At 62.8% G+C, this 13,271-nt stretch carries 19 protein-coding genes; 12 read left to right on the top strand and 7 right to left on the bottom strand.

Annotated features, from left to right (window positions below; genetic code table 11):
• The 7 genes from AC3WOY_RS13615 to AC3WOY_RS13585 all read left to right on the top strand — a co-directional run bounded on the left by AC3WOY_RS13615 (position 1) and on the right by AC3WOY_RS13585 (position 4,553).
• Positions 1–171: a hypothetical protein gene (locus tag AC3WOY_RS13615; RefSeq protein WP_492424606.1), complete on the top strand. Its 171-nt coding sequence runs from the start codon at positions 1–3 to the stop codon at positions 169–171.
• A 122-nt stretch (positions 172–293) separates the two neighbouring features.
• The gene (locus tag AC3WOY_RS13610; RefSeq protein ID WP_492424604.1) at positions 294–1,028 is read left to right on the top strand and encodes an SDR family oxidoreductase; all 735 of its coding nucleotides are present in this window, start codon (positions 294–296) and stop codon (positions 1,026–1,028) included.
• A 68-nt stretch (positions 1,029–1,096) separates the two neighbouring features.
• On the top strand, positions 1,097–2,581 hold the full coding sequence (locus AC3WOY_RS13605) for an ABC transporter permease/substrate-binding protein (RefSeq protein ID WP_492424602.1): 1,485 nt from the start codon (positions 1,097–1,099) through the stop codon (positions 2,579–2,581).
• Between the two features lie 101 nt (positions 2,582–2,682).
• The gene (locus AC3WOY_RS13600; RefSeq protein ID WP_492424600.1) at positions 2,683–3,231 is read left to right on the top strand and encodes a fasciclin domain-containing protein; all 549 of its coding nucleotides are present in this window, start codon (positions 2,683–2,685) and stop codon (positions 3,229–3,231) included.
• 154 nt (positions 3,232–3,385) lie between these two features.
• Complete coding sequence (locus tag AC3WOY_RS13595) at positions 3,386–3,646, top strand: heavy-metal-associated domain-containing protein (protein ID WP_492424598.1); 261 nt, start codon at positions 3,386–3,388, stop codon at positions 3,644–3,646.
• Between the two features lie 116 nt (positions 3,647–3,762).
• A complete protein-coding gene (locus tag AC3WOY_RS13590) occupies positions 3,763–3,978 on the top strand; it encodes a hypothetical protein (RefSeq protein ID WP_420475439.1) in 216 nt (71 codons plus the stop codon).
• A gap of 137 nt (positions 3,979–4,115) precedes the next feature.
• Positions 4,116–4,553, top strand: coding sequence for a YciI family protein (locus tag AC3WOY_RS13585; protein ID WP_492424595.1), 438 nt, complete (start codon positions 4,116–4,118; stop codon positions 4,551–4,553).
• 20 nt (positions 4,554–4,573) lie between these two features.
• Here AC3WOY_RS13585 and AC3WOY_RS13580 read toward each other — a convergent pair whose 3' ends face one another.
• Positions 4,574–5,251 carry an SOS response-associated peptidase gene (locus AC3WOY_RS13580; RefSeq protein ID WP_492424593.1) on the bottom strand — a complete coding sequence of 226 codons (678 nt, stop codon included), beginning with the start codon at positions 5,249–5,251 and terminating at the stop codon, positions 4,574–4,576.
• 103 nt (positions 5,252–5,354) lie between these two features.
• On the opposite strand from AC3WOY_RS13580, the gene AC3WOY_RS13575 reads away from it, so the two are divergent.
• Positions 5,355–5,999, top strand: coding sequence for a lytic transglycosylase domain-containing protein (locus tag AC3WOY_RS13575; protein WP_492424591.1), 645 nt, complete (start codon positions 5,355–5,357; stop codon positions 5,997–5,999).
• A 136-nt stretch (positions 6,000–6,135) separates the two neighbouring features.
• Positions 6,136–7,041 (top strand): GGDEF domain-containing protein, encoded by a 906-nt coding sequence (locus tag AC3WOY_RS13570; protein ID WP_492424589.1) that lies wholly within the window; start codon positions 6,136–6,138, stop codon positions 7,039–7,041.
• Here the strand turns inward: AC3WOY_RS13570 and AC3WOY_RS13565 are convergent.
• The 6 genes from AC3WOY_RS13565 to AC3WOY_RS13540 form a co-directional block, all read right to left on the bottom strand.
• Positions 7,038–7,241 (bottom strand): DUF3562 domain-containing protein, encoded by a 204-nt coding sequence (locus AC3WOY_RS13565; protein ID WP_492424587.1) that lies wholly within the window; start codon positions 7,239–7,241, stop codon positions 7,038–7,040. The genes AC3WOY_RS13570 and AC3WOY_RS13565 overlap by 4 nt on opposite strands.
• A 405-nt stretch (positions 7,242–7,646) precedes the next feature.
• Entirely contained in the window at positions 7,647–7,841 is a 195-nt protein-coding gene (locus tag AC3WOY_RS13560; RefSeq protein WP_492424585.1) for a hypothetical protein, read from the bottom strand.
• 123 nt (positions 7,842–7,964) lie between these two features.
• Complete coding sequence (locus AC3WOY_RS13555) at positions 7,965–8,756, bottom strand: class I SAM-dependent methyltransferase (protein WP_492424583.1); 792 nt, start codon at positions 8,754–8,756, stop codon at positions 7,965–7,967.
• Between the two features lie 241 nt (positions 8,757–8,997).
• A complete protein-coding gene (locus tag AC3WOY_RS13550) occupies positions 8,998–9,768 on the bottom strand; it encodes a ParA family protein (RefSeq protein WP_492424581.1) in 771 nt (256 codons plus the stop codon).
• A 143-nt stretch (positions 9,769–9,911) separates the two neighbouring features.
• A complete protein-coding gene (locus tag AC3WOY_RS13545; RefSeq protein WP_492429299.1) occupies positions 9,912–10,583 on the bottom strand; it encodes a hypothetical protein in 672 nt (223 codons plus the stop codon).
• A gap of 140 nt (positions 10,584–10,723) precedes the next feature.
• Positions 10,724–10,963 carry a hypothetical protein gene (locus tag AC3WOY_RS13540; RefSeq protein WP_492424579.1) on the bottom strand — a complete coding sequence of 80 codons (240 nt, stop codon included), beginning with the start codon at positions 10,961–10,963 and terminating at the stop codon, positions 10,724–10,726.
• Positions 10,964–11,195: 232 nt separating this feature from the next.
• On the opposite strand from AC3WOY_RS13540, the gene AC3WOY_RS13535 reads away from it, so the two are divergent.
• From AC3WOY_RS13535 to AC3WOY_RS13525, 3 genes are read left to right on the top strand one after another with little or no spacing between them, the layout of a single operon-like run.
• Positions 11,196–11,870 carry a hypothetical protein gene (locus tag AC3WOY_RS13535; protein ID WP_492424577.1) on the top strand — a complete coding sequence of 225 codons (675 nt, stop codon included), beginning with the start codon at positions 11,196–11,198 and terminating at the stop codon, positions 11,868–11,870.
• On the top strand, positions 11,867–12,268 hold the full coding sequence (locus AC3WOY_RS13530; RefSeq protein ID WP_492424575.1) for a phage holin family protein: 402 nt from the start codon (positions 11,867–11,869) through the stop codon (positions 12,266–12,268). Before AC3WOY_RS13535 ends, AC3WOY_RS13530 begins: the two co-directional genes overlap by 4 nt.
• On the top strand, positions 12,268–13,227 hold the full coding sequence (locus AC3WOY_RS13525) for a DUF3618 domain-containing protein (RefSeq protein ID WP_492424573.1): 960 nt from the start codon (positions 12,268–12,270) through the stop codon (positions 13,225–13,227). Before AC3WOY_RS13530 ends, AC3WOY_RS13525 begins: the two co-directional genes overlap by 1 nt.
• The last annotated feature ends 44 nt before the right edge of the window (positions 13,228–13,271 follow it).

Genomic DNA, 13,271 nt, shown 5'->3' with positions numbered 1-13,271 from the left:
ATGGAACAGCCCAAGCAAGCCAAGGAAAAAGTCCGCGAGTACATGGAGCGCCGCCAGGTCGAGCGCCGCCAGAATGCCCGCTCGCCACTGCACGATCCGGATCAGATCCGGCACGAAATCGGCTGGGACATGGTCGAGCGCCGCCAGCAGGAGGACAGGCGTGGCAAATAGTCAGGCGTTCGTCACGCCGCCAGGCACATTCTTGAGCACCGTCCTTCCCTTGCGGGCCTGCGGCATAATCGGATAACGGCCACAGCACAGCGGCCGGTTCCTTCAACCACTTCCTTGTGACCATGAAAGCGATCCTTACCGGACACACGCGCGGACTCGGCGCCGCCATTGCCGCCGAACTGCTGGGCCGGCACATCCCGGTGCTCGGCCTCGCACGCCGGCGCAACACCGGCCTCGCCCGGCATTTCCCCGTCGGGCTTGAACAGGTCGAGCTGGACCTGGCCGACACCGGATCACTCGAAGACTGGCTTGCGGGCGACACGCTGGCCACCTTTCTCGCCGGCAGCCCCTCGGTCCTGCTCATCAACAATGCGGGCGTGGTGCAGCCGGTCGGCCCGCTTACCGCGCAAGACGTCATGTCGATTGCACGTGCGGTGGCAATCAATGTCACTGCGCCGCTGATGCTCTCGCGGGCCGTGACCGCCGCCAGTCCTTCGGCGCATGACAGGCGCATCCTCCACGTCTCCAGCGGCGCCGCGCGCAATGCCTATCCCGGCTGGAGCATCTATTGCGCGACGAAGGCCGCGCTGGACCATCATGCGCGCGCGGTCGCCCTCGACCAACTGCCCGGCATGCGCATCTGCAGCCTCGCGCCCGGTGTTATCGATACCGACATGCAGACGGAAATCCGTTCGGCACCGGTGGAAAACTTTCCGTTGCGCGAGCGCTTCGAGGCAATGAAGCGCGACGGGTCGCTGACCAGTCCCGCCGAGTGCGCGCGCCGCCTGGTCGATTACCTGCTGGCCGAACGCTTCGGCGACGCGCCGGTGGCAGACTTGCGGGACTTCACTTCCTGATCCCGTACGCCGTGAGCCTGCAGCTCGTTGTGCGCTTGTCCACGAACCTTGGCCGGCCTGTCCGAGCAATGAGACTGGTGCAATGGACATTGCTGGCCGTAGCCGCGTGCACCGCGTTCCTCCCGCTATGTCCGGTCCATGCCGATGAGGTCCTGCGCATCGGGTCGAAGCGCTTCACGGAGTCGTATATCATCGGCGAGATCCTTGCCCAGTCGGCGCAACGCCATGTGCGCACCGAGCACCGCCAGGGGTTGGGAAATACCGCGATCGTGTTCGAAGCGCTCAAGACGGGCGCGATCGACGCGTACCCTGAATACACCGGCACCCTCGCGCAGGAAATCCTCAAGCGCAAGGACATCTTCTCGCTGGAGGACATGAACAAGGCGCTTGCCCCGATGGGCCTGGGCGTCGCTATCCCGCTCGGATTTTCGAACGGCTACGCGCTGGCCATGCGCGAGGAGGCGCGGATCGACCGGATCAGCGGCCTTGCAGCGTACCCGGACATGCGCCTTGGCCTGTCGCACGAATTCATCGGCCGCGGCGATGGCTGGCCCGGCCTCGCGAAACGCTACGGACTGCCGCACAGCCCGGCCGGAATCGATCACGGGCTCGCCTATGAAGCGCTCGCGGCGCGGCAGGTGGATGTCATCGATATCTATACGACCGATGCCAAGATCCGCCAGTACCGACTGCGCATACTCGACGACGATGCCGGTTACTTCCCGCGCTACGATGCCGTGGTGCTGTACCGGCTCGATGCCGCATCCCGCTTTCCGCAGGCCTGGCAGGCACTGCGCGGACTGGAGGGAAAGATCAGCCAGGCCGGCATGGTGTCCATGAATGCCGCCGCCGAAATCGACGGCAAGTCCTTTGCAGACATCGCGCAATCCTTCCTTCAACCTGCATCCGCAGGTGCCGCCGCATCGAGTGGCCTGGCGGGCAAGCTGTTCGACGCCAGTTTCTGGCGCCTCATGCGCGAGCACGTCGCGCTGGTCCTGCTGTCGGTAGGCATGGCTGCGCTCGCCGGCATTCCGCTCGGCGTGCTCGCCGCTTTCCGGCCGCGCCTGCGGCAGGGCGTCATGGCCCTCGTCGGCGTATTGCAGACGATTCCTTCACTGGCACTGCTGGCGATGCTCATTCCCTTGCTGGGCACTATCGGCATGGTGCCGGCCATCATCGCCCTGTTCCTGTACGCCTTGCTGCCCGTGGTGCGCAACACCTGCACGGGCATCGAGCAGATCAGCCCGGGCTTGCGGCTGGCGGCGCTCGCATTGGGCATGCGCACCCGGCACCGTCTCCTGCATATCGAACTGCCGCTGGCCCTGCCCGTCATCCTGGCCGGCATCAAGACCGCCGCCGTGATGAGCGTAGGTACTGCGACCATTGCCGCCTTCATCGGCGCCGGAGGCTTTGGCGAACGCATCGCCACCGGGCTCGCGGTCAACGACAACGACATGCTGCTCGCGGGCGCGCTGCCTGCCGCCTTCCTGGCACTATCGATCCAGGGCCTGTTTGAACTGGGGGAGCGGATGCTGAGGCGGCAATCCGGATGACGCCTGGCGACGGGACGGAAAAATTCTTGAATCCGTTTCACCCCCTCCTGCGTAAATGCTGATGCAACACCCTTTCTCAACCGCATTTATCAGGAGCGAACATGAAAAAGCAGATCCACATCCTCGTCCTTGCCGCCGCCCTCACCGCATCCTCCCTTGCCGCCGCCACGGTCATGGTCGGCGGGCAAAGCATGCTGCCAGCAAAGGACATCGTCGACAACGCCGTCAATTCCGCCGACCACACCACCCTGGTAACCGCCGTCAAGGCCGCCGGCCTGGTCGATACCCTCAAGACCAAAGGCCCGTTCACGGTCTTCGCGCCCACCAACGCCGCGTTCGGGAAGCTCCCCGCCGGCACCGTGGATTCCTTGGTCAAGCCGGAAAACAAGGCGGCGCTGACCAAGATCCTGACCTACCACGTCGTGCCCGGGAAGTACGACTACGCTGCACTGGCAAAGGCGATCGAATCGCAGAACGGCAAGGCCGAACTATCGACGGCGGCGGGAGGCAAGCTGACGGCAATGATGAACGGTCCGCGCAACATCCAGGTCAGGGACGAAGCCGGCAATGTGGCCAGCGTCAGTACCTATGACGTTTATCAGTCGAACGGCGTGATCCACGTCGTGGACAACGTGCTCATGCCCAGGTAACGCACTTCATCGCTGGTACGGCGTCTCTCCGCGCCCTTGCGGGCGTGGATGTCAGCCTGCCAGCCGTTGCGCCCTTAAAGATATATTTGCTTTGCATGTTATGGCACAATACCCGTGCTCGAATCCCGGGCAGACAGTCACTTAAAGGAAAATCATGCAATCCGAAGTTTTTCAGTTTCGTGCCGCTACCACGCAGGAATCCATGGCGCATGCCGTACGTGTATTAAGCGGCGTCACTGGCGTCGGCGACATCACGCCATCGCTGCTTCGCAATGAGGTGAGCGTGCAATTCAATGCGGACCTGACGTCGAAACAAGACCTGCAGAGTGTGCTGGCGGATGCAGGCTACCCCGTCCAGGCGGGGAACCGTACCGGTGGCTGCGGCGGTGGCGGCGGTGGGTGCTCTTGCAGCTGATTTAGAGTGCAGCCTCGAACAAGATCGAAGCAAGCCGGGCCGCCAGGCGATATGATTTTGCGACCACTAACCCGACAACGCTGCAGTGCCGTTGTTACCTTCAGGAGAAGCAATCAATGTCGTCCCTTTCCATCAACTCGAACCTTGGCGATCTGCTCGACAACGAGGCAAGCAAGACTATCCTTGAAAAGCATCTCCCCGGCATTTCGACCCACCCGCAGATCAGCATGGGCCGTGGATTTCCGTTGAAGATGGTGGCTGGCTTCTCCGGCGGCCTGATCACCAACGAAGCGCTCGAAAAGGTCGACGCCGACCTCAAGACCCTGGGTTGACCGGTTTTCCCGGACGCCGCATGGGTCTCCCGGCGGCCGGGGAACGAATACGATGGCGGGAATGTCGATTTTGCGCAGTCCCGTTCGTCGTAGGGATAGAACACTGACGTTCTGTATCCACCTGCAAGGAGACCCACATGCGATTCATGATTCTAGTCAAGGCCGACCACAACAGCGAAGCCGGCGTGATGCCGAGTGAGCAGTTGCTCGCCGATATGGGCCGGTTCAACGAGGAACTGGTCAAGGCCGGCGTCATGCTGGCCGGCGAAGGTCTGCAACCGAGCGCGAAAGGCGCCCGCGTACGCTTTTCCGGAAAAGACCGCAAGGTAATCGACGGGCCGTTCGCGGAAACCAAGGAGCTGGTCGCGGGCTTCTGGATCTGGAAGTGTGCCTCGCTGCAAGAGGCGATCGACTGGGTCAAGCGCTGCCCCAACCCGATGATGGGCGAATCGGAAATCGAGATCCGTCAGATCTTCGAGGCCGAGGACTTCGGCGAAGTCCTTACTCCCGAGTTGCGCGCGCAGGAAGAGCGGCTGCGCGAGGAAGTGGCGAAGCAGACGGCCGGGCCGCGTTAAGCGCCGCGCTGCCATCCAGATCAAAAGCCGAGAAAACTCTCCTGCGCCGGTTTGGGCCCGGTTTTCGGCGCAGCCTTCGCGACCAGCCGCTCCGCCGGGTAGCGCACGAAGAAGCTGCCCGCCTCTTCGACCGGGCAATGCAGCCAGTCGTCATACCGGTGCGGATCGAGAATCACCAGCATGCGCTTCTCGTCGGCAGGCTTGTGGAAGCGCTGCATCAGCGGATCGCCGTCGGCGTTGATCGTCAGCATGGTGAAGGACAGCAGCGGCAGGCCGTTTGGCCCATCGGGTTTCATCTCCCAGATACCGGCAATGCCCAGAGGCACGCCGCCGGCGTCCGCGATCTCCCAGCGTTCCGCCTTGCCTGTTTCGTAAGAAGGTTCATAAAAGGAACTGACCGGGATCACGCAGAATTGCCGGCGCTTCCAGGCGTTGCGGAAGCTGGGCTTGGCGGCGACGGTCTCGGTGCGTGCATTGTAGGTCTGGCGCGCGAGCCTGGGTTCGGCCCAGTGCGGGACCATGCCGAACATGCCGAGGGCGCATGCCCGGTCGCCATGCACGGCATCGGCGCGCGGCAGATGGATCATCGGTGCCATGGTGCCGGGGAAGGCTTCGGCCTGGTAACCGGAGTCGGGAGCGGCAACGCCGAAGCGTTGTTGCAAATCGTCCCGTGTGGAAGGGCGGTAATTAGCGCACATAAACGCATTTTAGTGCGCGATCGCGCAGGATGCAGATCCCTTCAGGTAAATGCTTGCAGGCAACCTTGCCTCGGCGTATCGTTGCCTGATCAGGGAGAATGCAATGACCTCCAGCCGAATCCGTCCCGGCGTGGCGGCCTGCCTTTTGGGTGCCGGGCTCTGCGCTGCCGTCACCACGCAGGCGGACGACACCAAAATCTACAAGTCCTACGATACCGCAGGCCGGCCGGTCTTTTCCGACCGTCCGCTCAACCGCAGCTCGCAGGTCTATGCCATGTTCGACGGCACCCACCTTTGGCCCCGCGCCGGAACCGGCCCGGTATCGCTGCCGCAGCTTTCCGTCCGCCGCAAGTCGATCGAACCCATCGTCCAGCGCATCGCGCAGTCGCATGGCGTGCACGCCGCCCTGCTCAAGGCCATCATCGAGGTGGAGTCCGGCTTCAATGCCAACGCGCTCTCCCCGAAGGGCGCGGTCGGCCTGATGCAGGTCATGCCGGCCACTGCCGCGCGCTACGGCCGCTTCGACCTGTACTCGCCGGAGCAGAATGTCGACGTCGGCGCGCGCTATCTTCGCGACCTGCTGGCCATGTTCGACGGCAATGTGCGCCTTGCCGTAGCCGCCTACAACGCCGGCGAGAATGCGGTGATACGGCACGGTCGCCGCGTGCCGCCCTACCAGGAAACGATCAAGTACGTACCCATGGTGCTGGAGCGATTTGACCGCTTCCGTGCAGCTTCGACCTACTGACCCCCTCCGTCATCCGCACAGCAAAACGGCTATTTGCATACCTTGCGGTCCAAATGTGTATATTTTTGCAAGTCTCCCGTGTTAGCATGCGTAAATGTTGTCAAAAACATACTATTCCTGACGGAGGATACGCCGCATGAAAGCACTCATCACCGACATCGATCCCGCATCCGCGGCCTTCCTGCGCGGCGCGCTGCACGACTGGGGGCACGAAGTCGCGATCGCCAACGACATGCCGTCCATCTGGGCGGTCCTGCACGGCGATGACGACCCGGTCATCGCCATCATCGATTGCTCCGTGCCCGGCCTCGACGGCCTCGATGTGTTCCGCAACATCCGCGCCACGATCAAGCGGCGCAGCGTCTATCTCATCCTCCTGAGTTCGCATGCCGACGCGCGCTTTCTCACCGAAGCGCTCGAAGCCGGCGCCAACAACTACATCACGCGCACGACCGGCCACGCCGACCTGCGCATCTGCATCGACACCGGCCGCCGTCTGCTGGAACTGGAAGAAGCCCTCGTGGCGCGCTCCACGCGCGACACCCTCACCGGCCTGTACAACCGCGATGCCGTGGTGGACCACCTGAAGAAGGAAATGGTGCGGTGCCAGCGCGACCGCACGCCGCTGTCCATTGTCTTTACCGACCTCGACCGGCTGCAGGAGATCAACGACCGCAGCGGCCACCTCGTCGGCGATGCCGTGCTGCAGGAAGTCTCGCGCCGGCTCGGCACGGCGCTGCGCTCCTACGACCACCTCGGCCGCTACGGCGATGATGAACTGGTCATGATCCTGCCCAAATGCAACACCGCCGGCGCGCTCGAAGTGGCCGAACGCGCGCGCATGGCGGTCGCCGCCTATCCGATCAGGAGCGAGGCCGGCGAACTCCTGACCACCATCACCAGCGTCACCGCCACCGTCAGCGGCCAGAAGGACGTGCCGCCGCACACGCTGCTGCAGATCGCCGCGACGGCGATGTACAGGGCAAAGGAAGAAGGACGGAACAGGGTGGGACTGGCGAACGCGTATTGTTCGTTACTCTAACGCCGGACAAGGATCGCCCGTGCTCGCCGCCAGGCGAAGATCGGCACGAAGTCGGTCACATCCGCCGTCTCCTTCAGATGTGCCATGACGTCGTCGAACACCGGCGCCACTTCCTCTATCGGCTGATGGATCTCGTCGGCGAGCAGTTCGATATATCGCTTGTGCTTGACCTCTTCGGTCGGGTCGGTGCCTGGGCGCATGGAGAGGATCCTTTCGTATATCCCGATACGACGATTTCCTGAAAGCGGCGAAAGCCGGATATCGCACGTTGCAAGGCGCAGCGGAGGCGCCCGTCGAACGATGTCAGCGTATTCTAGTGAGAATTTGGATAATGTCGATGACCAGATTGACAAGAGTGAACGCGGCCGCAGGAACGCGTCTTGCCGTACGGAATGCAGGCGATCGGGACAATCGCCATGGGGACGATGCTAGAGCGCGATGATCGTCATGCAGATCGCGGATACGAGGGTCAGGATGAAAACAATATTTGCGATCCGTTCTTCCATGCCAGCCTCCCTGTCGTTATATCTGTAAACGGTACACAGGCTGTATTTCATTCCGATGACTTTCATCAAGAGTGGGGCGTGAAAGCAACGGCGGAACCGCTATTCCGCTCCGGCCAGCGCATTTCCCAGCGGCTGGTTCAGCCGTGTCTCGAGCAGGCGCGCGAAAGCGAGCAATTCCTTTTCGCCGGCAATGTCGTTGACGCAGCAGGTACCGCCTGCGTCAAGCATGAGCCTCGCCTGCACGGCGAGTCGCAGGATCTCTTCGCGCTTGATGGGCCGGATATGGGTGATCATGGGGTTTGGCGACCGTTGAACATGCCGCGAGGATGTGAATGCGTGCGATCTTGCCACCCCAATGCTACGCGCGCATGACAGCAGGCGGGTGTTGATTCCCTGCCTGCTTTCTTCCGATAAAGACTACGGCTTCGTCGCAGCGATGATCTGGAAGTTGCCGAAGAAATAGGTCGAACGCTCGCACTGCCAGGCGCCGTTCGCCTCGAGATGGCCGACCGGATCGTGCGTGTCCCACAGTGCCAGGCCGAGCGGCTCGAACACCTTGAAGTAGGCCCAGCTCAATGCGCGCAGCACGCGCGGACCGGGACGATGGAACTCGCCGACGAACAGCTTGCCGCCGGGGGAAAGCATGCGCCCCGCCTCGTTCAGCGTCTGGCCCTTGAGCTCGTGCGGCAGTTCGTGCAGCAGGAAGAAGATCACGTTCACCGCCGCCACGCCGTCGGCCAGCTTCATGCAGGTGGCGTTATCTTCGATGAAGTCCACCTTGTCGAGGTACTTGCCCAGCTTGCTGCGCGCATGGTCGAGTTCGTTGGGAATGATATCGACGATCAGCACGCGCTCGGCGCCGGCCTGGATCGCTGCCTTCACCACGCGCGGGATGACGTTGCCGAAGGCGCAGGAGGTGATCAGCACCTTCTTGCCTTTCAAATCCATCTGCCGCATCCCGGCAACGATTCTGGACACCAGTCGGTGGTACTGGAACAGCAGGATGGCCGAAATGATCGGCTGGAAGTCCACCAGCTTGATGAGCTTCATGTTCGAATACACCGGGTAGACGTGCGCGCTTGCGCTGCGCCCGGCCGGCGTCATTGCGCGCAGGACCAGCGCGCCCCGGGTGAATACAAAGAAAAACAGGGCCGTCGACACTAGGACACCGAACAGCACGAGCGCCGCCGTGATCACCCACGCATTCATTTCATCTCCTCACCGAAAATTCCGGGCAAACGTGATGCGGAGCAAGAGCGATGCCAAGCAGCACTCCGGTCGGAAAGGCACCCATGCGAACGATAGCCGAATGCCATTGGCGGCAGGCAAAGTGGCCTACGGATCGGGGGAGGAAGGATGGCGCAAACTTGAGATTGCGCTGACGACAGCGCAATTTTCCCGAATTCGGGAGAGGAAATTTTCCCGGCAATTGGAATCTGCCGGGGATAGATTACGCCGCGCGCAGCTCTTCGTACAGCGCGAGGTATTCCAGGCTCAGCTTGTGCCGTGCATCGAGGTGGATCATCGGCAATCCGCGGTCATGCGACTCGCGGATCTTGATGGAACTGGAAATCTTGTTGTTCAGCACCGGCAGGCCTTCGGCGAGCAGTTCGTCCACCATGCGCTGCGGCAGGCTCGCGCGCGACTGAAACTGGTTGACCACGATGCCTTCGATCTCGAGGGCGGGATTGTGGTCGGCGCGAATTTCACCCACGTTGTTCATCAGCGAATAGAGCGCCTGGCGCGAGAAGTCGTCGCAGTCGAAGGGGATCAGGCAGGTGTCCGCCGCGATCAGGGCCGACTGCGTGAAGATGTTGTAGGCCGGCGGCGTGTCGAGGAAGATCTCGTCGTATTCCTTTGCCAGCTCGTTGAGCATGTCGCGCAGCTTGTAGATCTTGTGGCGCGATTCCAGCTTGGATTGCAGCTCGCCGATCTCGGGGTGCGAAGGGATGAGCGCCAGGTTCTCGAAGGGCGTCGCATGCACGTAGCTGCTGGCCGGTTTCGGATAGATGACGAAGGCCAGCGTCTGCTCGAAATAGTCGGCCAGGGTGGGCGATGCTTCCTTCGTCGCTTCGCCGAGCAGGTAGCGGCTGGAGTTGCATTGCGGGTCGAGGTCGATCAGCAAGGTCTTCTTGCCGTGACGCGCTGCAATAGCGGCAAGATTGACAGCAATCGTCGACTTTCCGACACCGCCCTTCTGATTGAAAATCACGCGCTTCATGCACTACCCCGTAGATGGTTGAACCGTCGCCGATGATAGCATTTGTTGCGTCGCAGCAGCACGCCGCGCGTGTCAATTGTCGCATTTGCTTGACAGTCAATAACCGCGCCCGCGCTGCCGTGGAAGGCGGACGCAGTGTCCTGTCACTTCTCCGCGAAGCAGTACAGCAGCCCGGCGCCGCCGGTGCTTTGGATGCCTTCGGGATGGCAGCCGCGCGTCGGGTGAGAGGAGTTCCAGGAAGTCGCCCACGGAGAATCGATCGGACCCGCGCGGTCGTGGTGTCCCGTCATGGCCGAGCCTTCGGTGCCGCCCTTGGTCCAGTTGCCGCAGGTCATATCCGGAAACGGCGCACCCGGAAAGGCCGTGCCGTCGGGACGCGAACCGGTGAGCATGTCATGCGTGTTCGGCTTCTCGGTGCGGCCGTTCACGAGTTGCCCCTTCTCGTCGAGCGCCGTCTCTTTCGCCAGTTTGCTCTCGGGCGAGTGCAGCTCGTCGACGTTGCGGGCGATGAGGACGCCCTTGGCGTTATGCCATGGGCCGGTGCCGATGCGGTCGCGTGCGTTGACGAACTTCGGATCGCTCAATGCCGATGCCTGCGTGCTGAGGTAGGCGCGCCAGGTGCGGCTGCCCGCGCCGGCGGATGCGGCCAGCGTCTGGCAATGCTTGTCCGCGCCTTCCAGGCCGCCCAGGTCCCCTCCCTTGCCGGGGTTTGCGCTCGTCACGAAAAACGTCATGCCGCTGCCTTGCGAACCCATCCCCGCGCATCCAGCCAACGCCATCACGCAACCTGCAACCAAAGCACTCCTCTGCACCATGCCATTCATCGCGATCTCCTTTTGGATTTGGTCTCGATCCACAAATAGCTGCCCGTCGTGCGGGAGGGGAACCGGCCCCGTCGCACCGCCCGATTCCGATACGGTACGACATTTCCGGATTTCGCGTATTGGGCGGTGCCTTAGTGCGTGGGATCGAGTTCGAGCAGTACGGCCGCGGGTGCGCTGTCGCCGAGCGCGCAATACGGTTGCGTGGCGCGGGACGGCTGCACAGCGTGGCTTGCCCTCGGACCCGGGCTCACGCTGCCGCCAGCTTCGGCCGCCACATGAGTCGGATCGAGTTCGTACAGATGGATGATGCGGCCCTCCACAGCGGGCCAGGCAAACAGCATGTCTGCAAAGTCTTGTTCGTGATACGGCATGTCAGTCTTTCATGAAGATTCGCGCGGGTGCATCGGACGCCTTGCGTCGTGTGCAATGCAACGAGACACCAGCTTACTCTTTTGAGACTTCTCGCGTGCAACAGTTCCCTTCGGAAAGGTTGCGCCGCAACGTGTGCCATCGCTGAATCTTTTTGCAATAAACATATCGAACGAACAGCACGCGCGTTGCGTGTACGGCTAATTCCGAATGAATCAATTAGGAGTGAAAGCGATGGCAGACGAGAACAAAGACATCAACAAGCCCATTACGAGCGGAGCCGCTCCAGGACCGAGCGAGCATCGCCGCGATGACACCGCGCAGTCGGCAGGCATCGGCACATCTTCCGGATCGACGCGCGACCGCCTCAGGGAAAGCACCGCGGGCATGGCGTCGACGGCGAAGAGTTATGCGGACGACATGGCGAGCCGCGCCAAGGACAAGGGCCGGTCCATGTTCGAGCAACAGAAGGAGTCCGCACTTGGTCAGGTCGGCAACGTCGCCCAGGCCATCCGCAGCACCGCCACCAACCTGCAGGGTGAAGGCCAGGACCAGACGGCGCGCTATGTGCAGATGATCGCCGACCAGCTGGAATCCATCGGCGGCCGCCTGCGCGACAAGGACCTCGACACGCTGGTGCAGGATGCGCAAAACCTCGCCCGCCGTTCGCCCGGCACCTTCATTGCCGGCAGCGTCGTCGCCGGTTTCCTGCTCGCCCGTTTTTTCAAGAGTTCGTCGGAGCGCCGGATGGCATACGGCGGCTATGGGGATGACGAGCAAGGCGTTATTTCCGCCGGCGAGGCAGGGCCGTACACCGGGACGGCAACCACGACCACGCGCAACGTCGGCGCCGACGGCACGCCGGCATCCGGGATGAACGCCACCAACCTCGGAGGGAGCCGACTATGATGATCGACAAGACGGACAAGTCCCTGGGCGAGCTGTTCACTGACCTCACGCGCGACATGGTCGACCTGGTGCGTCAGGAGATTGCCCTGGCACGCGCCGAGATGTCGACCAAGATGGCGGATATCCAGACCGCGCTGATCTCGGTTGCCGTCGGCGCGGCCATTCTCCTTGCCGGCCTGTTCATCCTGCTGCTGGCGGTCGTGCGCGGGGTGGAGATGATTCTTCCCCCCGAGGTCGCTCCATGGCTCGCGCCGCTGCTCGTCGGCCTCGCCGTCGCCGGCGGCGGCTATGTGCTGCTCAAGGGCGGCACGGCCAAGCTCTCCGCGGACAAATTCGTGCCGCACAAGACCATCGAATCGCTCAAGCGCGACAAGCTCGCCGCACAGGAGAAGCTCTGATGAAAGATACCGACAACAACCGCAGCCCGGAAGAGATCGAGAGCGACATTGCGCGCACGCGCGCCGACTTCAGCTCCACGATCGACGCCATCCAGCACAAACTGTCACCGAGCGAGATGATGGACAACGCCGTCGACTACGCTCTGTCAACAACGCCAGGAGCCTTCAGCATGAACCTCGTCAATTCGGTACGTGACAATCCCATCCCAGTTGCATTGATCGGCATCGGCATCGCCTGGCTGTTTGCCGCCGACCGCCGTCGCGTCGAGTATGAACCCGTTGCGCGTTATCCGCGTTCCTTGCGCCGTCCGCTCCGCTCCGGCTACGAGGGCATGGACGAGGAGAACTATTACGCGGCGCGCGACTACGGCACGGGTGACACCGACGAAGGCCTGATGCAGCGCATGGCAGCGAAGACCAGCGATACCGCGCAGGGCCTCAAGGAGTCGGCCAGCAACGTCGGGCAGAAAATCAGCGACACGGCTTCCGCCGTCACGGGACGCGTCCAGCAGGCAGGACAGAGCGCGCGCGCACGATTGCAGGAGTCGGCCGACAGCGCACAGGCGCGCATGAGCGAAATGGGACGGCGCTCCCAGGTCCGGATGGAGCGCGCAAAGGACCGCTTCGGCCAGATGATGGACGAACAGCCGCTCGTTCTCGGCGCGCTCGGACTGGCTATTGGCGCGGCACTCGGCGCAGCCATCCCGAGCACGCGGCGCGAGAACGAGATGATGGGCAATGTGCGCGACGACCTGCTGGAACGCGCGAAGGAAACGGCGCGCGAACAGGCCGAGACCCTGAAGCAGTCGGCGCAGCGCGTCGCGGATACGGCCAGGCACGAGGTCGAGCGTGTCGCCGAAGAGGTGTCCCAGCGGAAGGAGCAGGGAACATCGACCGGCCCCACTGCAACAGGCAGTTCGCCGTACGGCGGTACGACGGGATCGTCGAGCATTCACTGACGCCCGCTGCCTGATGGATGTCCCCGCTGCGGCGGGGATTTTTT

The organism is Noviherbaspirillum sp. FW303-A3, from assembly GCF_058788695.1.
Note: the sequence above shows the minus strand (reverse complement) of the source record. Positions and strands in the feature narration are given on the sequence as shown.